This window comes from Aliivibrio fischeri (assembly GCF_009727955.1).
GTDB classification, from domain to species: domain Bacteria; phylum Pseudomonadota; class Gammaproteobacteria; order Enterobacterales; family Vibrionaceae; genus Aliivibrio; species Aliivibrio fischeri_A.
In genome coordinates this window covers 36,299-63,281 of sequence record NZ_WOBR01000001.1, presented here as the reverse complement: position 1 = coordinate 63,281, position 26,983 = coordinate 36,299, and the positions used below count along the sequence as shown (strand labels likewise).

The window sequence follows — 26,983 nt, the reverse complement described above, 5'->3', positions numbered from 1 at the left end:
AGTGAAAGGTTACTTAGAATGTAAGCCTTTTTTCTCTAGAGCACGGTAAATCAGAGTTTGCTGAATTAACGTTACGATGTTTGATACTAACCAGTAAAGAACTAGGCCAGATGGGAACCATAAGAAGAATACAGTGAACATAACAGGCATGAACGTCATGATCTTCTGTTGCATTGGATCCGTTACTGTTGTTGGGCTCATCTTCTGGATTAAGAACATACTTGCACCCATTAATAATGGCAGGATGTAGTATGGGTCTTGTGCTGATAAATCCGTGATCCAACCAAAGAATGGAGTATGACGAAGTTCAACAGATTCCATTAATGCCCAGTACAGTGAAATGAAGATTGGCATTTGAAGAAGAATTGGCAAACAACCACCTAGTGGGTTTACTTTTTCTTTCTTGTAAAGCTCCATCATTTCTTGGCTCATACGCTGACGGTCATCGCCAATACGTTCACGCATCGCTGTCAACTTAGGTTGAAGCATACGCATTTTAGCCATTGATGTGTATTGTGCTTTCGTTAGTGGGTACATTGCACCACGAACGATGAAAGTAAGAACAATGATTGCTAGACCCCAGTTCACAACGATGCCTTGGATGAAAGACAATAGTTTATGAAGTGGTGAAGCGATAAACCATAACCAACCGTAATCAACTGTTAGGTCTAGGTAAGGTGCTGTTGCAGCCATTTCTTTCTGAAGTTTTGGACCAGTCCAAAGTGTTGCAGAAAGTGTCGCTTCTTGACCTGCTGGAATAGTCACAGAAGGCATACGAACGCCAATGTAACCATAGTCACCTGCTACGCGAGATGTCAGTTTTGCATCATTTACGTTGCGAGGGATCCAAGCTGAAGCGAAGTAGTGTTGTAACATACCCGCCCAACCTTGACCGTTTGTCATGTCGATAGATAAGTTTTTATCTTCCATGTCGTCAAAGCTGTATTTTTTATAGCGTGTATCTTCTGTTGAATAAGCAGCACCACGGTATGTTGGCATAGTAAGGCTACCACCATCATCCATTAAGTTTTGCTTTAGGTTTGTGTACATTTCAACAGTTGCTGGTGCTGAAGATTGGTTATCAACTGTGTAATCAACATCAATAGCGTAGCTGTCGCGTTTAAGGATTAGTGTTTTAGTATAAGTAATACCGTCTTTCACTAATGTTAAAGGAACGCGTAATTCGTTTTGGCCTTCAGCTAAAACGTAATCTGTTTTTTGTGCTGTAAATTGAGCACGGCCAGAGTTTGAATCGATACCTTGAGGACCGATTAGACCACTTTGAGCAACGTAGCTGTGTGTTGCGTCGTTCTTAAGAAGAACAAACTTAGCTTTAGAGTCTAGTTCTGCGTCGTATTTATTAAGAACAGATTCAATGATGTCACCACCCAATGTATCTACTTTTAAAGTAAGCACATCAGTTGTGATTGTGATCAGCTTGTCAGACTGTGCTGAATCGGCTGGTGTATCACTGTTTGCTGTTGAAGAAGTTGGAACATCACCATCCGTTTGTGTTTGTTGAACGGTACTAACTGTAGCTGGTTGCTGCGGATTAGTTTCTACTTGCCATTGTTGGAAAAGTAAAAAAGAAACTAAAGCCAGTGCTAGCAACAGAATATTACGTTGGGTATCCATCGTTATTGTTCTCTGTCTTTATGCTGCTTGGGTGGGACGGGGTCATAGCCCCCATCATTCAAAGGATGACATTTTAATAGACGTTTGCCAGATAGCCAACACCCTTTTACTAAACCGTGTGACTTTAGTGCTTCAATTGCATAATGTGAACACGTTGGAGTAAATCGACAGCGAGGTCCAATCATTGGACTGATGACGAGTTGATAAAAACGGATGAGACCGATTGCTATCCACGAGAAGGGCGAGACAGGCGATGCCATAATTTGTCTAATAGCTTGTTGAAGTCTTCGTTACTCAATTCTTGAGCACTCTTTTTAGCGATAACTACAAAGTCTTTCGCAGGTAAGGAATGTTGCTTATTGCGGAAACTTTCACGAACGATACGTTTGAACTTGTTGCGACCAACAGCAGTTTTAATTTGCTTTTTAGGAACAGCGAGACCTAAACGAGGATGTGAAAGAGAGTTTTCTCTAGCAAGAATGGTGAAATGAGGCGAGCCAGCTCGATGAGCTTGCTTGAAGACAAATTTGTAATCTTCGGGAGTTAACAAGCGTAACTCCCGAGAGAAATCGTAATTCATCAAAATAATCTAGGATTACTTAGATAGACGCTTACGGCCTTTAGCACGACGAGCGTTAATTACGTTACGACCGTTCTTAGTAGCCATACGTGCACGGAAACCGTGAGAGCGTTTACGCTTAAGAACTGAAGGTTGGAAAGTGCGTTTCATTGGTATTACCTTATTACTGATCAGTAGTTATTAGGTTTAATTAAACCCGGCGTGGGACGTACATTCCGACGCCTCTCAACAAAGAGGCGGAATTGTAATCATTGACTCATAAATAGTCAACAAGAGGTTCCACGTATTTTCCGGATGGTGAATTATACGTTTTGTGAGCCAGAGCGCAAGGATCTTTATTCGATCCCAACTTGATTTAAGAATTTCTGCAATTTAGGATCCTGTGGATAACCAAAAATTTGCTCTGGTGTTCCTTGTTCGACGATCTTTCCATCAGCCATATAGATGACACGATCGGCTACTTCTCTCGCAAACTGCATCTCATGAGTGACAACTAACATCGTTTGATGCTGTGTCGCCAGTTTTTTCATTAAAGTAAGTACTTCGTTTACCCATTCAGGATCTAGTGCTGACGTGGGTTCATCAAAGAGTAAGAGCTCCGCCTCTAATGCCATAGCACGGCCAATACCTACTCGTTGTTGTTGGCCTCCTGATAAAGCGGCTGGGTAACTGTCTCCTTTATCACCGAGACCAATATCATCTAATATTTGCTGTGCTTTTTTGAGAGCGTCGTCTTTTTTCCACTTGTGGACAGTTATTAGACCTTCTGCAATGTTTTGACGAGCAGTTAAATGGGAAAAAAGAGCGTAGTTTTGAAAGATAAATCCTGTTTTTCTTCGTAATGCCAGTATTTCACTTTTTGTATGTTGTTCGCTATCGACGCTAACATCATCAATACTGATCACGCCTTTGTTTGCTGTTTCAAGAAAATTAATACAACGAAGTAGAGTGGATTTACCTGTCCCACTAGAACCGATAACAGCAATGATCTCTCCTTTATTTATTTCAAGATCGATTCCTGCAAGAACTTGAGTGTCGCCAAAGCTCTTATGTAAGTTTTTCACTTTTATCATCGTACATACGCCTTATTTAGTTTTTCTTCAGCCCAAATTTGCACTCGAGTCAGAATAACAACGACTCCCCAATAAATAAGTGCTACTGCAAGGAAAGCTTCAAAGAACTTAAAGCTGGATGAGGCTTCCATTTGTGCTTTTGCCATGATTTCTGCCACACCTAAAGTAAAAGCAAGAGAAGTGGATTTGATCATATCGATGAAGTAATTCATTAAAGAAGGCAGAGCAACACGAGTAGCTTGGGGTAAAATAATTCGACGCATCGCCTGAGAAGTTGTCATACCTATGGATAAACTTGCTTCCATTTGACTGCGATCGATACCAATAATCGCCGCACGAATACTTTCAGCCATGTAAGCGGCAAAATGGAGAGTAAGGCCTATAACAGCTGCACTAAATGCATCTAATCCAACAAAGATAGGAAAGACTTGAGGAAGCCCGTAATAGAGGAGGAAAAGTTGGACCAATAATGGTGTTCCTCGGAAGAAGCTAATATAAAGTTGGCTTAGTTGATCAAATACAGGCACTTTAAATACACGCAAGTTAGCGAGTACTAACGCGAGGATTAATGAAAAGAGTAATCCCCATAATGCCATTTCCATTGTGGTACCTAAATATTTAAATAATATAGGTAACAGCTCAATCATGTAGGTAAAATCAAATCCCATAATGCTCTCTGTAATTGTTCTTAGAAGAAAGTGGGTAATCCGAGCTTAGGCTGGTATTACTTGCTTGTGGGTTAGAAAGATGAAACCCACTAGTAATATAGTGGGCTTATTTGATGGATGGTAAGTAATAACTTACTTTGCGATCAGGCTAGCTTATTGAGTGATATCTGAATCAAACCATTTCTGAGAGATTTTTGCTAACGTACCATCTTCTCTCATAGTGTTTAATGCTTGGTTCACTTCTTTTTGTAGCTTTTGACCTTTTTCATTGTTTACGAATGGCCATGCATTTTCGATGGTTTCAAATGGTTTACCTGCCAATTGCAAAGGAAGACCTGATTTTTTAATTAATTGGGCCGCTGAAAGACGATCCATTACAAAAGCATCAGCACGTCCTAAAGCCACATCATGTTCGATACCTGTATCGTACGTTTTGATATTAATTTGCTCTGATTTGTCGTGATCACGCAATAACTTTTCAAAATTTGAACCTAAATTGACAGCCACGGTTTTGCCATTTAAATCATCAATACCTTTAATACTGTCATTGCCTTTACGTACTGTGATTTGAGCACCATCTACAACGTAAGGATCTGCAAATAGATATTTGGCTTCACGTTCTTTGGTTTTGGTAATTTGATTTGAAATAGTATCAATTCGACCGGTTTCTAATAAGCCAAACAGACCTGAAAAGCTCGCTGTTACGTATTCAACGTTATAATCGTTACGGCGACCAATCTCATCCCATAAATCGACTTCAAATCCTTGCAGTTTATCTTGCTTCACAAAGGTAAATGGGAAATAGCGTCCTGACATTCCTACTTTAACTTCTGTTGCTGCTTGTGCAAATTGAGTTGCTGCTAATGTTAGCGCTAATCCTGCTAGGATATTTTTAGTCCATTTCATGATTGATACTCCTATTATTCATTCAGTATTAGGATGATACTTTTTTTGCGACTGAGTTCTAAATACCCGATGGTTATGTGTAATAACTAAATCATTAAATTATGATCATTTTTTCCGCATTGTTGATGGTTTTGGGTATAAGTCAGGTAAAAAGTGTGTTGATCTAGGTAAAAAAGCGTGATCAGTGTGAATAACTTCGATCTTATTCACTGGATCATCGATCTAATACTGGCACTATAGTTATCCACAGTATAAAATTAACGACCTTTTGAAATTAATTATGAGTGGGGTTGTCCGTGTCTTCATCGCTTTGGCTGCAGTGTTTACAGCGCCTTCAAGAAGAATTACCTTCCGCAGAATTCAGTATGTGGGTTAGACCACTACAAGCAGAATTAAATGACAATACCCTAACGCTATTTGCGCCGAATCGATTTGTACTCGATTGGGTACGTGATAAGTACTTAAATAGCATTAACTCATTATTAAATGAGTTCTGTGGTAATGATATTCCTACTTTACGTTTTGAGGTGGGAAGTAAACCTGTATCTGCTCCTGCAGTACCAAAGCAGACCGCTGCTGATGTTGCGGCAGCTACTTCTGCACCTGCACAACTTCAAGCGCGTCAATCTGTTCATAAACCGTGGGAATCTGAGGGTGCTGGCCCTGTTGCTGCGGATTTAAATCATCGTTCAAATGTGAATCCTAAACATAAATTTACTAACTTTGTTGAAGGTAAATCAAACCAACTTGGTTTGGCGGCGGCACGTCAGGTTTCTGATAATCCTGGTACTGCTTATAACCCTCTCTTTTTATATGGTGGTACAGGTTTAGGTAAAACGCACTTATTACATGCGGTAGGTAATGCTATTGTTGATAGTAAGCCTGATGCACGAGTGGTTTATATGCACTCTGAGCGTTTTGTTCAAGATATGGTTAAGGCACTGCAAAATAACGCAATTGAAGAATTCAAACGTTATTACCGTAGTGTTGATGCTTTGCTTATCGATGATATTCAATTCTTTGCTAATAAAGAGCGTTCACAAGAAGAGTTCTTTCATACCTTTAATGCTCTGCTAGAAGGTAACCAACAAATCATTCTTACGTCAGATCGATACCCTAAAGAGATTAATGGGGTTGAAGATCGTCTTAAGTCTCGTTTTGGTTGGGGTCTTACAGTTGCGATTGAACCGCCAGAATTAGAAACCCGCGTTGCTATCTTGATGAAGAAAGCAGAAGATCATCAAATCCACTTAGCTGATGAAGTAGCTTTCTTTATAGCCAAGCGCTTACGTTCAAATGTACGTGAGTTAGAAGGGGCATTAAACCGCGTTATCGCGAATGCTAACTTTACTGGTCGTGCTATTACTATTGATTTTGTACGTGAAGCGTTACGTGATTTATTAGCATTACAAGAAAAGCTAGTGACGATTGATAATATTCAAAAAACCGTTGCTGAGTACTATAAGATCAAAATGGCGGATTTATTATCTAAACGTCGTTCTCGTTCTGTTGCTCGCCCACGCCAACTTGCAATGGCGTTGTCAAAAGAGTTAACTAACCACAGCTTACCTGAAATAGGGGATGCATTTGGTGGTCGTGACCATACAACGGTATTACATGCTTGCCGTAAGATTGCGCAACTTCGAGAAGAAAGCCATGATATTAAAGAAGATTATTCTAATTTAATTCGTACGTTGTCATCGTAAGCCATTATCTACTTTATATATAGACGAGTATTATGAAATTTTCTATTGAACGCAGTCTGTTATTAAAACCACTGCAACAAGTATCTGGTGCCCTTGGTGGCCGTCCATCTCTGCCTATTTTAGGAAATATTTTACTGCAGGTAGAAAATGGCCAGTTGTCGATGACAGCAACTGATCTAGAAGTTGAATTAATCAGCAAAATTACACTAGAAGGTGATTTTGAAGCGGGTGCTGTTACCGTTCCTTCTCGTAAATTTTTAGATATTTGTCGTGGCTTGCCTGATAGCGCAAACATTACTATCGTATTAGAAGGTGACCGTGTTTTAGTTCGTTCTGGACGTAGCCGATTCACACTTGCTACATTACCAGCAAATGATTTCCCAAACATTGAAGGTTGGGAGAGTGAAGTTGAAATTACACTTTCTCAAGCACAACTTCGTAAGCTAATTGAGAGTACTCAATTCTCTATGGCTAACCAAGATGTACGTTATTACCTAAATGGTATGATGTTTGAAACTCAAGGTAATATTTTCCGCTCAGTTGCGACAGATGGTCACCGAATGGCGGTATGTAACATGCCAGTCGAATCAGAATTACCTGAACAACAAGTGATCATGCCACGCAAAGGTATTCAAGAGCTGGTTCGCTTACTTGACTCACCCGATCAGAGTGTTACTTTACAGTTTGGTAATTCAAATGTGCGTGCAGAAGTGAATAACTTTGTCTTCACTTCTAAGCTTGTTGATGGTCGTTTCCCTGATTATCGACGCGTAATGCCGCAAAGTAGCAACAAAACGCTAGAAGCGGATTGTGATGAACTGCGTCAAGCATTTGCGCGTGCAGCTATTTTATCAAATGAAAAATTCCGTGGTGTTCGCGTTAATTTAGCAAATAACCAAATGCGCATTACAGCGAACAATCCAGAGCAAGAAGAAGCGGAAGAAATCCTTGATGTGGATTTCCAAGGCGATGATATCGAAATTGGCTTTAACGTAAGCTATGTATTAGATGTTCTTAATACTTTAAAATGTGAGCGTGTGCGAATTTCAATGACAACAGCTAATGCCAGTGCATTAGTGGAAGATTGTGCTAATGACGAAGCACAATACGTTGTTATGCCAATCCGTCTGTAGATTTTAACCGTCGATGCCATTATCTCGTTTAATCATTAATGATTTTCGTAATATAACAACGTGTGATATTCAATTATCACCTGGTTTTAATTTTGTTATTGGCCCTAATGGCAGTGGGAAAACCAGTGTCCTTGAAGCGATTTATTTGCTCGGACATGGTCGTTCATTCAAGAGCTCGTTAACAGGTCGAATTATTCGAAATGACTGTGACGAGCTTTTTATTCATGGGCGATTTACCACTCCAGAGCTGTTTGAACTACCTATTGGTATAAATAAACAGCGCGATGGCACAACTGAGGTTAAAATAGGCGGAGAAAGTGGTCAAAAACTGGCACAATTAGCTAAAGTTTTACCACTTCAATTAATTCACCCTGAAGGGTTTGAATTAGTTACCGATGGCCCTAAATTTCGCCGTGCATTTATTGATTGGGGAGTGTTTCACGTGGAACCTGCATTTTATGATGCATGGAGCCGAGTAAAGCGATTAACCAAACAACGTAATGCATTATTAAAAACGGCAAATAGCTATCGTGAATTGAGTTATTGGGATTTGGAACTTGCTCAACTGGCTGAGAAGATCGATCAGTGGCGAGTGGATTACATCAATCACATATCTGAAGCAACTCAACAAATATGTCAGGCATTCTTACCAGAATATGACATAAAGCTGTCATACTATCGCGGTTGGGACAGAGAAACCCCATACGCAGAACTGCTCAAGAAGAACTTTGAGCGTGATAAACAGCTGGGCTATACCGTTGGCGGCCCAAATAAAGCCGACTTAAGAATTAAAGTTGCAGGCACTCCTGTTGAGGATGTGTTGTCTCGCGGTCAACTTAAGTTGATGGTGTGTGCATTACGATTAGCACAAGGGCAACATTTAACTGAGGCAACAGGAAAGCAGTGCATCTATTTAATAGACGATTTTGCTTCTGAACTGGATAGCCATCGTCGCCAATTGCTGGCTCAATATTTGAAACAGACAAAGGCGCAGGTGTTTATCAGTTCGATTACTGCTGAACAGATTGCAGATATGCATGATGATGAAAGCAAGATGTTCGAGATTGAACATGGCAAAATAGCCCAAGGATAAAAACGCGAGAGTAACTCATGTCAGAAAATTATGATTCATCGAGTATTAAAGTACTAAAAGGCCTAGATGCGGTACGTAAGCGTCCGGGTATGTATATCGGCGACACCGACGACGGTACAGGTCTTCACCACATGGTGTTTGAGGTTGTCGATAACTCAATCGATGAAGCTCTTGCTGGTCACTGTAAAGATATTATTGTAACTATCCACGAAGATAATTCAGTTTCAGTAAGTGATGATGGTCGTGGTATCCCTACGTCAATTCACGAAGAAGAAGGCGTATCAGCAGCAGAAGTTATCATGACGGTACTTCACGCTGGTGGTAAGTTCGATGATAACTCTTATAAAGTATCTGGTGGTCTTCACGGTGTAGGTGTTTCTGTAGTAAACGCCCTATCTGAAAAAGTAGAATTAACGATTCACCGTGCAGGTGAAATTCACCAACAAGTTTACCATCATGGTGAACCAGAAGCGCCACTTGCGGTTATCGGCAAAACAGACACTACGGGTACTAAAATCCGTTTTTGGCCAAGTGAAGAAACATTTACTAACGTAGTGTTTGTTTATGAAATTTTAGCTAAGCGTCTTCGTGAACTGTCTTTCTTAAACTCTGGCGTATCTATCAAACTACAAGATATGCGTGAAGAAGATAAAGCCGATCACTTCATGTATGAAGGTGGTATTCAAGCGTTTGTACAACACTTGAACCGTAATAAAACACCTATCCACCAAAAAGTATTCCACTTTGATTCAGAGCGTGAAGACGGTATCTCTGTTGAAGTGTCTATGCAATGGAACGATGGCTTCCAAGAGAACATCTACTGTTTTACTAACAACATTCCACAACGTGATGGCGGTACACACTTAGCGGGCTTCCGTTCAGCATTAACGCGTACGTTAAATACGTTTATGGATAAAGAAGGTTTCTCTAAAAAAGCAAAAGCAGCGACCTCTGGTGATGATGCTCGTGAAGGTCTAACGGCTGTTGTTTCTGTAAAAGTACCTGATCCAAAATTCTCAAGCCAAACAAAAGATAAGCTAGTTTCTTCTGAAGTTAAATCAGCAGTTGAATCAGCAATGGGTGAAAAACTGTCTGAGTTCTTAGCAGAAAACCCAAGTGAAGCTAAGATGGTTTGTTCGAAGATCATTGATGCTGCTCGTGCGCGTGAAGCGGCTCGTAAAGCTCGTGAAATGACTCGTCGTAAAGGCGCGTTAGATATAGCAGGCCTTCCAGGTAAACTAGCGGATTGTCAGGAAAAAGATCCTGGTCTATCTGAACTATACATTGTGGAAGGGGACTCTGCTGGCGGTTCAGCTAAGCAGGGACGTAACCGTAAAAACCAAGCGATCCTACCTCTTAAAGGTAAAATCCTAAACGTTGAGAAAGCACGCTTTGATAAAATGCTGTCTTCTCAAGAGGTGGGTACACTGATTACTGCACTAGGCTGTGGTATTGGTCGTGACGAATATAACCCAGACAAACTGCGTTACCACAACATCATCATCATGACCGATGCCGATGTCGATGGTTCTCACATTCGTACGCTTCTTTTGACGTTCTTCTATCGTCAAATGCCTGAGCTAATTGAACGTGGTTACATCTATATTGCTCAGCCACCACTTTACAAAGTGAAGAAAGGTAAGCAAGAGCAATACATTAAAGATGAAGATGCAATGGCGGAATACCAAATTGCATTAGCGCTTGATAATGCTTCACTATTTACTAACGCTGATGCACCAGCAATTGCAGGTCAGGCATTAGAAGATCTTGTAGTTCAATACAACAGTGTAATGAAGCTAATTGATCGTATGTCTCGTCGTTACCCTGTATCTGTGCTGAATCGTCTTGTTTACACAGGTCGTTTAACACAAGAAATGTGTACTGATGAAGCAACTGCACAAGCATGGACTGAAGCATTTGTTGCTGAGTTAAATGCAAACGAAGTAGGTGCAAGCCAATACAATGCTGCTCTTTTATTTGATGAAGAAGCAAATGCATATCAACCTAAACTGGTTGTTCGTACTCACGGTGTTGAGCATGAATATGTACTAAGTATTGATCTACTGAACTCTAAAGAGTACGCACGTATTGCTGATTTAGCTGAAGCATTAGATGGTCTTCTAGAAGAAAGTGCTTACGCACAACGTGGTGAGCGTAAGCAACCAGTTTCTAGCTTTGAAGATGCATTGGCATGGTTAACTAAAGAGTCTCGTCGTGGTTTCTCTCTACAACGATACAAAGGTCTGGGTGAGATGAACCCTGAGCAACTTTGGGAAACAACGATGGATCCAGAATCTCGTCGTATGATGCAAGTAACGATTAACGATGCAGTAGCGGCTGATGAGTTGTTTACTACATTGATGGGTGACCAAGTTGAACCTCGTCGTAACTTCATTGAAGAGAATGCATTACGCGTATCTAACTTAGACATCTAAGCTGAGTAAATATTTGCTGTAATCACTGATTTCTGCGTCGAGGGTGCTCACTTATGTTCATAAGCTCCGCACCTTCTCCTTGAACTAAGCGATTACAGCGGCAATTTATCTCAACTTAGAATTTAGATATATGAGGAAGCACTGCTGTTGGCGGTGCTTTTTTTTATCTGAAATTTGAGGCGTTATACCAATTCCATTAATTACCTGATTATTATTACTGGTTAAATCACTCAATAGCCGCGTTAAAAATTATTATTGTAGAATAACTACTTATAAGAATTTTCGCCTTGCTCTTAAGTGATTTTCCTGCGTAATAAATAGATCACCTAATTAGTTACATTGGTATTATTTTTATTTATTGTTCATAGAGTTAGTGGTGTTTTGGGTTTAAATCGAAAAATAAATAGCTTTTATCTCTTGAAAGTAAAAACAGTAAACCACATATCTATTTATGAAGAGGATGCCGATAGGGTCTTCTGAAAATGACTTGTCCAAAAAGGAAAGTCTTACAATTTATTAGAGTCAACTAAGGACCCAAAGTTAGGGGTAGTTGTACTCACTATTGCTTAAATTAAAGGATAGTATTATGCGTAATGTAGATTTCACACCTCTATACCGTTCAGCAATTGGTTTTGACCGTCTTTTCAATCAAATGGAAAATCATTCGGCAAAAACAAATGGCGGTTACCCTCCGTACAATATTGAACAGCAATCTGAAAATAAATACCGTATTACTATGGCGGTAGCAGGCTTTGCTGATAATCAAATTGATTTAACTCAACACGAGAATATGCTGATTGTTCGTGGTGAACGTCCAAAAGACATTGAAGAAAAAACCTATTTATACCAAGGCATTGCTGAGCGTGACTTTGAACGTAAATTCCAATTAGCGGATTACGTGAAAGTGGTGGGCGCAACGATGGAAAACGGATTATTACACGTAGATTTAGAGCGTGAAATTCCAGAAGCGATGCAGCCTCGTAAGATTGAAATTAATGGCAATAACTTGCTTGAAGGCTAATGCTTAACGGTATTTATTATTGAACATAAAGGCGCTGTGATAGCGCCTTTTTTTGTGTTTGCTGAATTATTTATTCATGACTCATTGCTTTCCATCACGAATAGATTGCATTGGTAGAAGTGGCTAATTTAGCGATGACAAACAGAATTGTTTCCCCTAAAACAACAAGTCATTATTTGTGTTGATTAGATTGTTGTATCAATAGCTTATTGCTTTTCCATCATCAATAGATGGCATCTGTATGTGTTGTTTGCTTAGTGATGACAAACAGAATTGCTGACTCCAAAGCAACAAGCTATTATTTGAGTAGATTAGATTGCTGTCTTAATTACTTACTCTGAATACGCCTTCAACACTTCTTCTGCAATGATATTAATGCCTTTTTGCATCATGTCTTCATCTTGAACGTAATTCATACGTAAGCATTGATGAGCGTGCTCCCAACTGTCATCTTGCCCAATAAAGAAGTACTCACCCGGAACAATGAGTACACCACGTGCTTTCAAGCGTTTGTACAGTTCCATAGTTGTGATAGGCAGTTCATCAAACCATAACCATAAGAAAATAGCACCTTCAGGTTTATGGATGCGGAAACGTGGATCAGTTATCGCTGTTTGTAGCATGTTCACCGCTGTTTGCGACTTTTCATGATAGAAAGGCTGTATTACGTTTTCACTTAAACGTAATAAATCACCGGATTCAATCATGTGTAATCCCATTGCTGGACCAACGCTACCTGGAGCAAGGTTGATAATGCCGTTTAGATTTGTAATGGCTTCGGTCATCTTCTCATTTGCAATTACAATACCGCAGCGTAATCCCGGTAACCCTAACTTAGATAGGCTCATACATAGGATGGTATTGTCGTTCCAGAATGGTGTGACTTCTTCGAAGATAATATTAGGGAAAGGGGTGCCATAAGCATTATCTAGAATCAGTGGGATGTTATTTTCACGCGCTAATTTATCCAGCTTAATCACTTCTTCGTCTGTAATTACATTACCTGTAGGATTCGTAGGGCGAGAAACACAAATTGCTCCGATAGATTTATCAACAGTTAATTGACTGAAATCCACATGATATTTAAAGAGTCCATTGTCTAATAATTCAATTTCAGGACGATAAGAAATAAAACTATCAAATTCCAACTCAGAATCGGCGTAACCAATGTATTCCGGTGCAAGAGGAAGTAAAATTTTCTTTTTTGAACCGTCCGCGTAAGTACCAGCTAATAGATTGAATAAGCTAAAGAAAGCACTTTGAGAGCCATTAGTTAAAGAGATGTTTTTTTCTGAAATATCCCAACCGTACGTTTCTTTTAATAGCTTTGCTAATGCTTTTACAAAGCTGTCTTTACCTTGAGGACCATCGTAGTTGGCCATTGCCGCAATGAGCTCACCAGAGTCGAGCATTTTTTGTGAGGCGTCTTTAAAGTAGTCGAGCATGGCGGGAATACCGGCAGGGTTACCACCACCGAGCATGATGGCTCCAGGTGTACGTAAACCATCATTTAAATCATCCATTAATTGAGTGATCCCGCTGTAACGAGTAAATTTTTCGCCAAATTGAGTAAACTTCATTACGACTACCGCGCTAATTGTTGAGTCTGAGTATTGATTGTTTTAACAACATACCTCAACACCAAACAGAGTTAAAGAGGCAAGATAATCACCATTTTTATTGCTTAGCACGTAAAGTCATGGTGAATTTTAAGAAAGTGCTTATTTTTGCTACTCCCAAAGAGCCTCGTAAGGTATAGTTACTTGTTATATTTTTATTTATTACTAACGAATCGCGCGAATTAAATTATGCAAAAATACGATATCAAAACCTTCCAGGGAATGATCCTCGCGCTGCAGGATTATTGGGCACAAAACGGTTGTACTATTGTACAGCCTCTAGATATGGAAGTAGGTGCAGGCACCTCTCACCCGATGACTTGTTTACGTGCACTTGGTCCAGAGCCAATGTCAACAGCTTACGTACAACCATCTCGTCGTCCTACTGATGGCCGTTACGGTGAAAACCCGAACCGTCTTCAGCACTACTACCAATTTCAAGTTGCTTTGAAACCATCGCCTGACAACATTCAAGAGTTGTACTTAGGCTCTCTAGAAGTGCTTGGTATCGACCCATTAGTTCACGATATTCGTTTCGTTGAAGACAACTGGGAAAACCCAACACTAGGTGCATGGGGTTTAGGTTGGGAAATCTGGCTAAACGGTATGGAAGTAACGCAATTTACTTACTTCCAACAAGTAGGTGGTCTTGAGTGTAAACCAGTAACTGGTGAAATCACTTACGGTATCGAGCGTCTTGCTATGTACATTCAAGAAGTAGACTCTGTTTACGATCTTGTATGGAACATTGGCCCAGATGGTACTGCGGTTACTTACGGTGACATTTTCCACCAAAACGAAGTTGAGCAATCGACTTACAACTTTGAGCACGCAGACGTTGATTTCTTATTTGGTTTCTTCGACCAATGTGAAAAAGAATCTAAAGAGCTTTTAGAGTTAGAAAAACCGCTTCCTCTTCCTGCTTATGAGCGCATCCTAAAAGCGGCTCACGCATTTAACTTATTAGATGCACGTAAAGCGATCTCTGTAACTGAACGTCAACGTTACATCCTTCGTATTCGTAACCTAACTAAAGCGGTTGCAGAAGCATACTATGCATCACGTGAAGCTCTTGGCTTCCCAATGTGTAAGAAGAACGAGGAGAAGTAATCATGGCGAAGAATTTTCTAATTGAATTAGGTACAGAAGAGCTTCCACCAACAGCACTTCGTTCATTAGCTGAAGCGTTTGCATCAAACTTTGAAGCAGAATTAAAAGCTGCTGATTTAGCACACCAAGGTGTTAAATGGTATGCAACACCACGTCGTTTAGCTCTTAAAATTGCTGAACTAGCAGAAAGCCAAGCGGATAAAGTTGTTGAGAAACGCGGTCCTGCTGTTTCTGCTGCATTTGATGCTGATGGTAATCCAACAAAAGCGGCTCAAGGTTGGGCTCGTGGTAATGGTATTACGGTTGAACAAGCTGATCGTCTAAAAACAGACAAAGGCGAGTGGTTACTTCATAAAGAAGAAGTAAAAGGTAAACCAGTACAAGAGCTTGTTGTTGATTTTGCAGCAAAAGCATTAGCAGGCCTACCTATCCCTAAAGCAATGCGTTGGGGTAACTCTGACATTCAATTCATTCGTCCAGTAAAAACACTGACTATCCTATTAGGTGACGAGCTTATTGAAGGTTCTATCTTAGGTGTGAGTTCTGCTCGTACTATTCGTGGTCACCGTTTTATGGGTGAATCTGAATTTACGATTGATTCTGCTGATCAATACCCTGCTATTTTAGAAGAGCGCGGTAAAGTAATGGCAGATTACGATGCTCGTAAAGCGATCATCTTAGCTGATTCTGAAAAAGCGGCAGCCGCAGTAGGCGGTAAAGCAGATTTAGAAGACGATCTTGTAGAAGAAGTAACGTCATTAGTTGAATGGCCTGTTGTTCTTACTGCTAAGTTTGAAGAAGAGTTCTTGAAAGTGCCTTCTGAAGCATTAGTGTACACAATGAAGGGCGATCAGAAGTACTTCCCTGTATACGATGAGAACAAGAAACTGCTTCCTAACTTTATCTTTGTATCTAACATTGAGTCTAAAGAGCCTCGTCATGTTATCGAAGGTAACGAGAAGGTGGTTCGTCCACGTCTTGCTGATGCTGAGTTCTTCTTTAATACAGACCGTAAGCGTCCGCTTATTGACCGTCTACCTGAATTAGAACAAGCTATCTTCCAGAAGCAATTAGGTACGATCAAAGACAAAACTGACCGTATTACTGAGCTTGCAGGTTACATTGCTGAACAAATCGGTGCTGATGTTGAGAAATCTCAACGTGCAGGTCTTTTAGCTAAATGTGACTTGATGACATCTATGGTATTTGAATTTACAGATACACAAGGTGTAATGGGTATGCACTACGCAACTCATGATGGTGAAGATGAGCAAGTAGCATTAGCTCTTTACGAGCAATACATGCCACGCTTTGCTGGTGATGATCTACCAAGCACAGATATTTCTGCATCAGTAGCAATGGCTGACAAATTAGATACGTTGGTTGGTATTTTTGGTATTGGCCAAGCACCTAAAGGTTCGGATCCATTTGCACTTCGTCGTGCGGCTCTAGGTGTTCTACGTATTATCGTTGAAAAAGAGTACAACTTAGATTTAGTTGATCTTGTTGCAAAAGCACAATCTCTGTTTGGCGATAAACTATCGAATGCAAACGTAGCGACTGACGTAATTGATTTCATGTTAGGTCGTTTCCGTGCATGGTACCAAGATGAAGGTTTCAGTGTAGACATCATCCAAGCGGTTCTTGCTCGTCGTCCTACAAAACCAGCTGATTTCGATAAGCGTGTGAAAGCGGTATCTCACTTCCGTGAATTAGATGCAGCAGAATCACTAGCAGCAGCGAATAAGCGTGTTGGTAATATCCTAGCTAAATTTGATGGTGAGCTTGCTCAAGAGATTGATCTTGCTCTTCTACAAGAAGATGCTGAGAAAGCATTAGCTGAGAAAGTTGAAATCTTAGCTGAAGCGTTAGAGCCAGTATTTGCAGCAGGTAACTACCAAGAAGCGTTAAGTCGTCTTGCGGAACTACGTGAACCTGTAGATGCGTTCTTCGATAACGTAATGGTTATGGCTGATGACGAAGCACTTAAGACAAATCGTCTAACACTTCTGAATAAGCTACGTAACTTATTCTTAGATATTGCTGATATTTCTCTTCTTCAAAAATAAGAAATAGCCTTATCAAATGAAATACCTCGCTAATGCGGGGTATTTTTTTGTCTAAATATCGTATTTTCGAAAATTAGAGATTAATAATGTTGTTAACAATGGCTACAATTGAGTCACTGTTATTATTTTTAGGTTTCTGATTTCGATGAAATTGTCTGTTAGTGCAACACTTATTTCGCTGTCTTTATTAGTTGGGTGTCAAAGTACGCCATCAACTGATAATTCTTCTTTATCAGAAAACTCATCAAATCCATCATCAGACATAGCCAAGTCAACTAATAACGATGCGACTGATAGCGTAGATATCATTTGTCCTCAGCTAGGTATTCAACCTGTAACTGTCGTTGTTTCTGATTTGTGGGCCGATGGTGAGGTTGTCACTGATGCTTATACTGGACGTATTGCTCAAGTGAAAAATGGTAGTGTTACCTTAACACCGAGCCGTCATAGTGGTGGCTTATTGCTGTTAGAGTCAAAAAAAGAAGAAGTCCCTTTTCAATGGAAGAATGCCACTTTTTATCACATTGCAACGGATAGATTCTTTAATGGTAACAGTTGGAATGATCACAGCTATGGTCGACAAAAAACGGCACAAGGTTTTCAGGGCGGTGACATCTCAGGCCTTACTCAAAAGCTAGATTATTTAGCTGAGTTAGGTGTTGATGTTCTTTGGCTTTCGACGCCACTAGAGCAAGTGCATGGTTGGCTTCCAGGGAAAAATGGTAATTCTCCTGAATACCCATATGCAGGTGGGGCTACATTAGATTGGACTCAGCTTGATACCAATATGGGTACAGAGCAAGAAATGAGAACATTTGTGGATTCAGCTCATCAGTTAGGCATGCGAGTTGTATGGAGTGTTGATACCATTCCATCAGAACCAAGCCTTGCAGACTTACAACAATTTAATATCCAACCTAAAGATGCAAGTGACCTTCCTAGTTATTGGAATGAATGGCAACCGAAAGATGGTCAAAACCTGACAAATTATCTTGATGCATTTAAAGATGAAAATGGACAAGTACCACAGTGGTGGTCACCTGCGTGGTCAGATCCTAGCAGTGAAGGTAATATTTCAACGCCTGAGTTCTTCGCAAATAAACCCGTAACCAATGTAGCTCAAGTAAGCCGAGCTAAAAATGAATTACTAACTCAATGGATAACGACGTGGGTTGCTAAATTTGGCATTGATGGGGTGATTTTATCGGATTCAACACCACAATTGACTCAAAAGATAGAGGCGAGTGCGAGTAAAGCTTTTGAATTATGGAAAACACATAATCAATATAAAGCGCTTGAATCCTCTTCTTTCCTAGTTGTTGATTTAAATGAGAAGAAATCATTTAAACCACAAATAGTGTCGATGCAGAAAAATAAAGATCAGTGTTTTAGTCAATTTACTTATAGCTTATCTATGACTGAGAAATCACATGAGTTATACGCGATTAATTGGTTTGAAGAACGCGGTTTAGACGAGCTATCTGAAGCTAATTACTCTCAGTACAGAGATACGGCTTCTGCACTGTTATTATCACAGGGTAATATTGCTATTTGGTATGGTGATGAAACGGCTAAAAGCGGTGAGGCTTATAGCGAGATGAACTGGGATGAAATGACAGGATTACGTTTATCTCTTATGTCTCATTGGAAAAAACTATTAGCTTTTAGAGCCGATCACTCTGCATTATCTAATGGAGAATATCAGGTTATTGAAAACAATAGTTACTATGCTTTTATCCGAAAAAACAAGTCAGACAATGTGATGGTTGTTTACACTGGTGAATAGTTAAGTTGTCACCAAAGTTTAATAAAATCAGAATAAGAGTGTGATACTAGGCACATAGCTTTTGTTCTAGAGGTGATAATCTACAGTTAGAATAAGTTGTATTGGTAGATGTTTCTTAAGGAAAGGAGCTTATCATGACTCGTTTTTTAGCTATATCCCCTCAAAGTCAATGCTATCTATTTACTGTCGCATTAGCCCTTAATTTATTAGGGATGGTACTTACTGATATGTGGGTGCCTATGGTGGTTGGTGCAATCATTACAACAGGGTTGTCAGTTGATGCTTGGGTTCGGGTACATTATGTATTACCGATGAGAAAAGAGTTGAGAAACTTACAGAATCAAATTGAAGCGATACAAAAGCTAGCACGAGATATCAATACGTAGTTTATAAGAGAAAGGCAACCATAATGGTTGCCTTTTTTGTACGTATTATTTTGAGAGTCCTTTTCGGATCAAATAACGATAAGGAAGGGAATCTGTATCTTCTGCGATAAGTTCGTGATCCATAAAACGGCAAAAACTAGGAATGTCTCTTGTCGTTGATGGATCATCGGCTTTAATTAATAGCGTTTCACCATCTTCCATCTTTCGAATCGTTTTTCTAACCATCATGACAGGTTCTGGGCAGCGTAATCCTTCTGCTTCTAGTGTTTGTGTTGCTGTATCAAAGTTGATGGTCATGTTTGTATCTCTTTACAGTTAAAGGCGACCGAGATCATACTGCTGTAAAAAAAATAATCAATACGCGTTGGCAAAGAACTGAAAAGGGAGTAGATTAAATTTAACAACAAATTAACATTGGAACGTTAACTTGTTGTTTTATCCATTCTAACTCTCGGTTAGAAAGCAACAGAAGGATCGTTATTATGCTTACTCAAATAGATCGCTTAACTATTTATTGTGTTCTTTGTCTTGTTACTATTAGTTCATTAGTATTGCGTACTCCTGAAAACATCAGTTTATTTCCACTTATTAGTTTGGCATCTGTGATGGTAGCGCTAACGGTAGAATTAAAAACATGGTCAGAAGCAGAAACTGCGGAAGAACAAGATTCTTAACTTACTTCAAAATAATAAAAAGACTCTCCAGTTTCCCGTTTTTTTCATCATTCTTAATATCAAATAAGAGTTGAATGAAATGCGGGATTTTTTTTATCCAGAAAACAGTTACACTCACTACGTTGATTAAGCCTAGTAGGTCAGGTTATGGAATTAGAAGAAGTTTATCGTCGTGATTTAAATTTGTTAATTGCACTTAAAGTCTTGTTAGAAGAAAACAGTGTTAGCCAAGCTGCGGTTCGCCTTAATTTGAGTCAGTCGGCAATGAGCCGAGTATTAGGCCGATTGCGTGATTTGCTTGGAGACCCATTGTTTACCCGACAAGGTCAACATCTAGTTCCGACCCAAAAAGCATTAGAGATAAATGAACAGATAAACCTCCCATTAGAATCATTACGTCAGTTGCTTACACCAAGTGACTTCACGCCTATGCATTGTGATCAGCATTTTCTAATCGCAACGACTGATTATGCAATGCAAACTATTTTGCCTTATGCATTACCAAAAATTTATGAACAAGCGCCAAATATCTCATTGGAGTTTGCTCCTTTAAATCATGAAAACTTATTTAAGCAGCTCAGTACTGAGAAAGTAGATATGGCAATTTGTCGTCCAATTGGGTCTGTATTGCCACTTAAACAGGAAGTATTAGGGCAGGTTGGTGTGCTGTGCTTGTTATCTAAAAATCATCCGTTATCGGGTTCAATATTAACTTTGGATGATTATTTGTCTTTACCACATGCAATGATCGCAATTAGTGATGGGGTAAAGGCGCTAATTGATGCTGCATTATCAGGTCAAAGAGAAAGAAGACAAGTACTTAGGGCTTACCATTTAGAAGCGGCGTTAGCGATTGTCGATAAAATGCCATTGGTGATCACTGTACCCGCAGATTTGGCGTATTTAGTGGCTGAACGTTATGACTTAGTGATTAAACCATTACCTTTTGAATTTACTCCGTTTGATTACTCACTGATTTGGCACTCGCGTTGTGATACATCACCAGCTCAAACCTGGCTACGACGAGTGGTTAAAGAAGAGTGCGGTAAGTTAATTGAAAAACGTATTGAAGATATTGGTTTTGCATAACGTGTAGTACTCTGTATTTGGTGTAATTAATAGAATTCATAATGAATAATGCTTCTCAGAGTTATTCGTTAAGTTCGATTTTCTTTGCTCTCTCACATAACGTTATGGTTTTGAGGAGGGAGTTATGGAACAACATTATCAATATCATCAACCAACAAGCGCATTTATCATGGCATCATGGGGAGCGTTTGTTATTGGTTCTTCTGCTTATTTATTTGGCTTATGGAAATCCACCATGGAGCTGAATGAAAAGGGTTATTACTTTTCTTTATTATTGCTCGGTTTATTTGCAGCAATATCATTACAAAAAACCATTAGAGATAAACAAGAAGGGATAAACGTCACTTCAATGTATACGATGAGTTGTCGTGTTGCTTTGATTTCAGCGTTGTTGTTAATGGCTATTGGTTTAAGAAATGCGGAATTATTACTCAGTGAAAAGGGCTTTTTTGCAATGGCTTATACACTTTCATTATTTTCAGTTGTGACGATTCAAAAAAATATTCGGGATGTTGCAGCTAGTATAAGTGATGAAGGATTGTCTGAAGTAAAAGATGAGTTAGTAGAGTAATACTAATTATCCGTTCATTATGCGCTAAATAGATAATTACATTGATATAAAAAAGGCAGCGATTATGCTGCCTTGAATTACTGATGTTATCTAAAACTAAGTTAGGTAGGACTTAGTTTTAAACCTTTTAAATTTTAATTACTACTAGATTTTAATTACAACGCGACCTGTGATTTGACCGTTAGTAATGTCTTCAGCAGCTTGGATTGCATCATCAAGAGACACTTCTTTTGTTGCTTGGTCAAAGAATGATGCTGGTAGTAGTTCAGCTAATTGTTCCCATGCTTTAATGCGTTTTTCGCGAGGGCACATTACAGAGTCAATACCCTGTAGGCGAACATTGCGTAGAATGAATGGCATTACCGTTGTTGGTAAATCAAAACCACCAGCAAGACCACATGCCGCTACGGCGCCGTTGTAGTCTACTTGTGCTAATACTTTTGCTAATACTTTGCTACCAACAGTATCAATAGCGCCAGCCCATAGTTGTTTTTCTAATGGTTTTGCTGGTTCTTCTAATTCGCTACGCTCAACAATACGAGTAGCACCTAGAGATTTTAGTAATTCGCCATTTTCAGAAGCTCGACCTGTTACTGCTGCAACTTTATAACCCAATTGGTTTAGAAGTGTAATTGCAACACTGCCTACACCGCCGCTTGAACCCGTTACTAGGATTTCACCGTCTTCAGGTTTGATATCTGCATCAACGATTGCTTGTACACATAACATTGCAGTAAAACCAGCAGTACCGATTGCCATTACTTTTTTAGCATCTAGGCCTTTTGGCATAGGTACTAACCAGTCACCGTTTAGGCTTGCTTTCTCAGCCATACCACCCCAGTGACCTTCACCAACACCCCAACCAGTAAGAACAACTTCATCACCCGCTTTATAGCGAGGATCATCTGATTGAGAAACTACACCTGATAAGTCGATACCAGGAACCATTGGGAAGTTACGAACAATACGTCCTTTACCAGTGATCGCTAAGCCGTCTTTGTAGTTTAGAGAAGAGTAGTTTACGTCGATTTTAACATTACCTTCAGGTAGTTGAGATTCATCGATCTCAGTAACTGCTGCAATTGTATTTCTATCTTCTTGATTTAGAACTAATGCTTTAAACATAACGAACTCCAATAAGGATAATAACGAATATCAAACGGTCTGTTTGACCAATGAGAATAAGTGTAGGTGAGTTTTGAAAATAAAAAAAATGATACTTAAACATGAGTACTATGCGTTTTATGCATATACCCTAAGCTTATAAATTAAACAGAAAAATGAAAATAAGATCTTTACTTTTTTCTAGTTCGTGGTAATTTTGCGCCTTGCTCTAATGTATAGAGTTATTAATACAAGCAATAAGTACAAGTAAAACCCTCAGAAATATCTTCAAAAAAGTATTATCTCCGTGTTTCATTTCACTTTTCCAATCATTAATAATTGAACATTTCAGCAGATCGTTAGCAACGAATAAGCCTAACTGGATCTATTTATAATGTAATGTGACCGTGTGCAATCGAGGTTGTGAAAATGCGTCGGCTTTATACCTAACTAATGCTGTTAGGCTGCTTCCGTTACAAAGCAGAAAGATAAAGGACGTACAATCTCTCTAGTATAAATTACATAAGATAAATATCTCTTCTCAGGCTAAACGAAAAGCATCATTTGATGCATGTTTATACTTAAGTTAAGAAGGATATCTCATGTCTAAATCAACAGGCAGAAAGCGTTTTTGGTTCCACCAATCTCGTGATACAAAAACTACATTTAAAAAGTAGTCTGTTTATAGCACTACGCTATAGATAGAAAGAAAAGGTCGCTTCAATGTTCACTGAACAGAGAGCGACTTTTTTTGTTTTTAACGTTTGAATTTACTTAGTATTAAGGACGTTCGAATACGGTTGCTATTCCTTGACCTAATCCAATACACATTGTTGCGACACCTAACTTGGCTCCAGTTCGCTCCATGTTATTGATTAATGTGGTGGCAATTCGAGAGCCTGAGCAACCCAGAGGATGACCAAGAGCGATAGCGCCACCATTTAAGTTGACCTTTTCATCCATCACATCAAGTAAGCCCAAATCTTTAATACAAGGTAATGATTGAGCTGCAAACGCTTCATTCAGTTCGAATAACTCAATATCATCTAATGATAACCCAGCACGCTTTAATGCTTTTTTCGTCGCAGGAACAGGTCCATATCCCATAATAGATGGATCGCAACCGGACACCGCCATTGAGCGAACTTTAGCTCGAATAGGTAAACCTAATTCATTGGCTTTCTCTTCGCTCATAACAAGCATGGCTGATGCGCCATCCGATAATGCCGATGAGCTGCCTGCTGTAACCGTACCATTTGCAGGATCGAAAGCTGGTCGTAATGCAGCTAATCCTTCTAATGTTGTTTCTGGTCGAATAACCTCATCATGTGTGACTAAGGTTAAAGCGCCATTTTCATCGTGTCCTTCTATTGGAAGGATTTCCGAATCAAAATAACCTTCAATGGTTGCTTTATGTGCTTTTTGATGCGAAGCGAGTGCAAAGGCATCTTGTTGTTCTCGAGATATTCCATGCATCTTACCTAGCATTTCTGCTGTCAATCCCATCATTCCTGATGCTTTAGCAACACTTTTTGAAAGCCCTGAATGGAAATCAACGCCATGGTTCATTGGTACATGCCCCATGTGTTCAACGCCACCAATAATACAAATGTCGGCATCGCCAACCATGATGGCACGAGAAGCATCATGCAAAGCCTGCATAGATGAACCACATAAGCGGTTAACGGTTGTTGCTGCAATGCTTTGTGGTAAACCAGCGAGCAGTGCGGAGTTACGTGCAATATTGAAGCCTTGCTCTAAGGTCTGTTGTACACATCCCCAATAGATATCTTCAATTTCATTAGGGTCGACACTAGGGTTTCGCTTAAGCAAACCTTTCATTAGATGTGCCGATAAATCTTCAGCGCGAGTATAACGAAATACACCGTTTTTTGAGCGACCCATAGGTGTTCGAATACAGTCAACAATAACTACGTTTTTCATGATTAATCCTTCCCTAGGCTGACGGTGCTGATAATGATTGAGGCGCTGGGTAATAACATTCACCATCGGCGGCTTTTTGTTTGATGCTTTCTGGTACTTGATATACGGCACCTAGATGTTCAAATTCTTTTGCCATGTCGAGATAAGTGGTTAATCCAATGGCATCAAGATAGCGGAATACTCCTCCTTTAAATGGAGGGAAGCCCAAACCATAAACCAATGCCATGTCAGCTTCTGCAGGAGAGGCAATAATTCCTTCATCTAAGCAGCGGATGACCTCATTAATCATAGGTATCATCATGCGAGCACTGATCTGCTCTGATGTATAAGGTTGCGTTGTATTGGTTACTGTCGCAATAATGCCTGCTGTGCTTTCATCAATGTTCTTTTTAGGTTTACCTTTTCTATCTATGCTATATGCATAAAAACCGCTTCCATTTTTTTGACCATAACGATCGGATTCGAACATCGCATCAATCACATCTCGTCCATTTTTAGCCATTCGCTCAGGGAAGCCTTGTGCCATGACGGCTTGTGCGTGATGTGCTGTATCAATCCCAACGACATCAAGTAAATAAGCAGGTCCCATTGGCCAACCAAACTCTTTTTCCATGACTTTATCTATTTGTTGATAGTCACCACCATCACGCAACAACAAACTGAACCCTGCGAAATAAGGGAAAAGAACTCGGTTAACAAAAAATCCAGGGCAGTCATTGACGACAATAGATGTTTTTCCCATTTGAGAAGCGTAAGCAACAACACGATCAATGGTTTGTTGTGAGGTTTTTTTACCACGGATCACTTCAACTAATGGCATTCTGTGTACTGGATTGAAGAAGTGCATACCACAGAAATTTTCTGGGCGTTTTAATGATTTCGCTAGTAAGGAAATCGGTATGGTTGATGTGTTTGAGGCTAGTATTGCGTGCTCATTCACTTCATTTTCAACTTCAGCTAATACCGCTGCTTTAATCTTTGGGTTCTCAACGACGGCTTCTACGACAATATCTTTGTTTTCAATACTGGCATAGTTTAGTGATGGAGTAATGGAAGAGAGTACTTGTGCTATTTTTAAACCAGATAAGCGTCCTCGCTCTAATTGTTTATTAAGCAGTTTAGAGGCTTCACTCATGCCTAAATCTAATGATTGTTGAGCAATATCTTTCATTAGCACTGGGACGCCTTTTGATGCGGATTGATAAGCAATACCTCCACCCATAATTCCAGCACCAAGAACCGCTGCGCTAGTAACGGGTTCACTATTTTTTATGGCTTGTTTTGCTTTACTCTTTACTAATTGGTCGTTTAAGAAAATACCAACCAATGATTTAGCAACATCAGTTTGAGTTAGAGCAACAAAGTTTTTATTTTCAACTTCAAGTGCAGCATCACGATCCATGAAGGCACTATTTTCAATGGATTTTACTGCTGTCATTGGTGCTGGGTAATGTTTACCTGCCATTTTCATTATCATGCCTTTTGCGACATTAAATGACATTGCAGCTTCTAGAGGAGAGAGTTTTAATGGTGCTTTTTTCTGGGCACGACGAGATTGCCAATTTAGTTGACCCTCTATCGCTTTTTTAAGCATAGTGACAGAATCTGTTATCAAGGTTTCACGTGAAACAACACCATCAACCATTCCCAGAGCTAAGGCATCTTTTGCTCGTTTTGGCTTACCCGTTGTGATGACTTCCATTGCGGGATCGGCACCAATTAAGCGAGGTAAGCGCACAGAGCCACCCCAACCGGGCATTATCCCAAGCTGTGTTTCAGGTAAACCAATAGATGCCGTTTCATCTGCTAATCGAAAATCCGTAGCAAGGATACATTCACAACCGCCTCCTAAAGCAAATCCAGTAATAGCAGATAAAGTAGGTACTGGAATGTCTTCTAGACGATTAAAGATGGCGTTAGCTTGATGCAACCAATCACTGAGTTCTTCTGTTGGAATATCAAACAGACCAAGAAACTCTGTAATATCAGCACCAACAATAAATGCACTTTTATCTGATGATAGAAGTAGACCTTGTAAGTCCTTTTGTGAGTAGAGTGCATCTATGGCTTTACCAACCGATTGTAGGGTGGCTAAGTTGAGCTTATTTACACTGCCTTTAGCATTAAATACTAAGTGAGCAATGCCCGGTTCGATGTAGTCTACAGAGAGGTTTTCACCTTGATAAATCATTTTCTATCTCCATGAAATAAAAACCAGAGAGGTGTATTCGTTATTATATTAATCTGGTTTGACCAGTTAATATTGGTTCTTATTTAAACAGATTTCAAATTAAATTTAACAATTTGTTTACGTTTATCTTGTTCGATCACAAATTTGTTTGGTGCAATGAGAGAATAAACATCAGCTTAAAAGAGTAAAT

Annotated in this window: 24 protein-coding genes; 12 read left to right on the top strand and 12 right to left on the bottom strand. The window is 39.6% G+C overall.

Features of this window, described 5'->3' with window-relative positions; all coding sequences use genetic code 11:
* Positions 1-9: 9 nt before the first annotated feature.
* The 7 genes from yidC to GNP81_RS00245 form a co-directional block, all read right to left on the bottom strand.
* Entirely contained in the window at positions 10-1,635 is a 1,626-nt protein-coding gene (gene yidC / locus GNP81_RS00275; RefSeq protein ID WP_005416774.1) for a membrane protein insertase YidC, read from the bottom strand.
* A 2-nt stretch (positions 1,636-1,637) separates the two neighbouring features.
* Complete coding sequence (yidD, locus tag GNP81_RS00270) at positions 1,638-1,895, bottom strand: membrane protein insertion efficiency factor YidD (RefSeq protein WP_005416776.1); 258 nt, start codon at positions 1,893-1,895, stop codon at positions 1,638-1,640.
* Positions 1,862-2,215, bottom strand: a complete 354-nt coding sequence (rnpA, locus tag GNP81_RS00265) for a ribonuclease P protein component (RefSeq protein WP_011260895.1) — start codon at positions 2,213-2,215, stop codon at positions 1,862-1,864. Before rnpA ends, yidD begins: the two co-directional genes overlap by 34 nt.
* Before the next feature lie 15 nt (positions 2,216-2,230).
* Positions 2,231-2,365, bottom strand: coding sequence for a 50S ribosomal protein L34 (gene rpmH / locus GNP81_RS00260; protein ID WP_005416778.1), 135 nt, complete (start codon positions 2,363-2,365; stop codon positions 2,231-2,233).
* 185 nt (positions 2,366-2,550) lie between these two features.
* The gene (locus tag GNP81_RS00255) at positions 2,551-3,288 is read right to left on the bottom strand and encodes an amino acid ABC transporter ATP-binding protein (RefSeq protein WP_155671920.1); all 738 of its coding nucleotides are present in this window, start codon (positions 3,286-3,288) and stop codon (positions 2,551-2,553) included.
* Positions 3,285-3,956, bottom strand: a complete 672-nt coding sequence (locus GNP81_RS00250; protein ID WP_005416780.1) for an amino acid ABC transporter permease — start codon at positions 3,954-3,956, stop codon at positions 3,285-3,287. Before GNP81_RS00250 ends, GNP81_RS00255 begins: the two co-directional genes overlap by 4 nt.
* Positions 3,957-4,109: 153 nt before the next feature.
* Positions 4,110-4,862: an amino acid ABC transporter substrate-binding protein gene (locus GNP81_RS00245; RefSeq protein ID WP_155673661.1), complete on the bottom strand. Its 753-nt coding sequence runs from the start codon at positions 4,860-4,862 to the stop codon at positions 4,110-4,112.
* A gap of 296 nt (positions 4,863-5,158) precedes the next feature.
* Between GNP81_RS00245 and dnaA the strand changes: the two genes are divergently transcribed.
* The 5 genes from dnaA (at position 5,159) to ibpA (ending at position 12,250) form a co-directional block, all read left to right on the top strand.
* Positions 5,159-6,568 (top strand): chromosomal replication initiator protein DnaA, encoded by a 1,410-nt coding sequence (dnaA, locus tag GNP81_RS00240; protein ID WP_005416782.1) that lies wholly within the window; start codon positions 5,159-5,161, stop codon positions 6,566-6,568.
* Positions 6,569-6,600: 32 nt separating this feature from the next.
* Complete coding sequence (gene dnaN, locus GNP81_RS00235; RefSeq protein ID WP_005416783.1) at positions 6,601-7,701, top strand: DNA polymerase III subunit beta; 1,101 nt, start codon at positions 6,601-6,603, stop codon at positions 7,699-7,701.
* A 13-nt stretch (positions 7,702-7,714) separates the two neighbouring features.
* On the top strand, positions 7,715-8,794 hold the full coding sequence (recF, locus tag GNP81_RS00230; protein ID WP_155671914.1) for a DNA replication/repair protein RecF: 1,080 nt from the start codon (positions 7,715-7,717) through the stop codon (positions 8,792-8,794).
* Positions 8,795-8,811: 17 nt separating this feature from the next.
* Positions 8,812-11,229, top strand: coding sequence for a DNA topoisomerase (ATP-hydrolyzing) subunit B (gyrB, locus tag GNP81_RS00225; RefSeq protein WP_155673662.1), 2,418 nt, complete (start codon positions 8,812-8,814; stop codon positions 11,227-11,229).
* A gap of 586 nt (positions 11,230-11,815) precedes the next feature.
* Positions 11,816-12,250: a small heat shock chaperone IbpA gene (ibpA, locus tag GNP81_RS00220; protein ID WP_155673663.1), complete on the top strand. Its 435-nt coding sequence runs from the start codon at positions 11,816-11,818 to the stop codon at positions 12,248-12,250.
* A gap of 332 nt (positions 12,251-12,582) precedes the next feature.
* Here ibpA and GNP81_RS00215 read toward each other — a convergent pair whose 3' ends face one another.
* Complete coding sequence (locus GNP81_RS00215; RefSeq protein WP_155673664.1) at positions 12,583-13,830, bottom strand: valine--pyruvate transaminase; 1,248 nt, start codon at positions 13,828-13,830, stop codon at positions 12,583-12,585.
* Between the two features lie 228 nt (positions 13,831-14,058).
* On the opposite strand from GNP81_RS00215, the gene glyQ reads away from it, so the two are divergent.
* From glyQ to GNP81_RS00195, 4 genes are all read left to right on the top strand, one after another.
* Positions 14,059-14,979, top strand: coding sequence for a glycine--tRNA ligase subunit alpha (gene glyQ, locus GNP81_RS00210; RefSeq protein WP_005416792.1), 921 nt, complete (start codon positions 14,059-14,061; stop codon positions 14,977-14,979).
* 2 nt (positions 14,980-14,981) lie between these two features.
* Positions 14,982-17,048, top strand: a complete 2,067-nt coding sequence (gene glyS / locus GNP81_RS00205) for a glycine--tRNA ligase subunit beta (protein ID WP_054775564.1) — start codon at positions 14,982-14,984, stop codon at positions 17,046-17,048.
* 145 nt (positions 17,049-17,193) lie between these two features.
* Positions 17,194-18,834: an alpha-amylase gene (locus GNP81_RS00200; protein WP_155671910.1), complete on the top strand. Its 1,641-nt coding sequence runs from the start codon at positions 17,194-17,196 to the stop codon at positions 18,832-18,834.
* A 134-nt stretch (positions 18,835-18,968) separates the two neighbouring features.
* On the top strand, positions 18,969-19,220 hold the full coding sequence (locus GNP81_RS00195) for a hypothetical protein (RefSeq protein ID WP_005416798.1): 252 nt from the start codon (positions 18,969-18,971) through the stop codon (positions 19,218-19,220).
* 45 nt (positions 19,221-19,265) lie between these two features.
* On the opposite strand, the gene tusA is transcribed toward GNP81_RS00195, so the two are convergent.
* The gene (tusA, locus tag GNP81_RS00190) at positions 19,266-19,517 is read right to left on the bottom strand and encodes a sulfurtransferase TusA (RefSeq protein WP_005416800.1); all 252 of its coding nucleotides are present in this window, start codon (positions 19,515-19,517) and stop codon (positions 19,266-19,268) included.
* A 185-nt stretch (positions 19,518-19,702) separates the two neighbouring features.
* On the opposite strand from tusA, the gene GNP81_RS00185 reads away from it, so the two are divergent.
* The 3 genes from GNP81_RS00185 (at position 19,703) to yiaA (ending at position 21,554) form a co-directional block, all read left to right on the top strand.
* Positions 19,703-19,894, top strand: coding sequence for a hypothetical protein (locus tag GNP81_RS00185; RefSeq protein ID WP_005416802.1), 192 nt, complete (start codon positions 19,703-19,705; stop codon positions 19,892-19,894).
* 147 nt (positions 19,895-20,041) lie between these two features.
* Positions 20,042-20,983 (top strand): LysR family transcriptional regulator, encoded by a 942-nt coding sequence (locus GNP81_RS00180; protein WP_011260906.1) that lies wholly within the window; start codon positions 20,042-20,044, stop codon positions 20,981-20,983.
* A gap of 124 nt (positions 20,984-21,107) precedes the next feature.
* Positions 21,108-21,554 carry an inner membrane protein YiaA gene (yiaA, locus tag GNP81_RS00175; RefSeq protein WP_146865341.1) on the top strand — a complete coding sequence of 149 codons (447 nt, stop codon included), beginning with the start codon at positions 21,108-21,110 and terminating at the stop codon, positions 21,552-21,554.
* A 144-nt stretch (positions 21,555-21,698) separates the two neighbouring features.
* Here yiaA and acuI read toward each other — a convergent pair whose 3' ends face one another.
* From acuI to fadB, 3 genes are all read right to left on the bottom strand, one after another.
* A complete protein-coding gene (acuI, locus tag GNP81_RS00170) occupies positions 21,699-22,679 on the bottom strand; it encodes an acrylyl-CoA reductase (NADPH) (RefSeq protein WP_005416807.1) in 981 nt (326 codons plus the stop codon).
* 759 nt (positions 22,680-23,438) lie between these two features.
* A complete protein-coding gene (gene fadA, locus GNP81_RS00165; protein WP_186809450.1) occupies positions 23,439-24,602 on the bottom strand; it encodes an acetyl-CoA C-acyltransferase FadA in 1,164 nt (387 codons plus the stop codon).
* Positions 24,603-24,615: 13 nt separating this feature from the next.
* On the bottom strand, positions 24,616-26,793 hold the full coding sequence (gene fadB / locus GNP81_RS00160; protein ID WP_155673665.1) for a fatty acid oxidation complex subunit alpha FadB: 2,178 nt from the start codon (positions 26,791-26,793) through the stop codon (positions 24,616-24,618).
* Between the last annotated feature and the right edge of the window lie 190 nt (positions 26,794-26,983).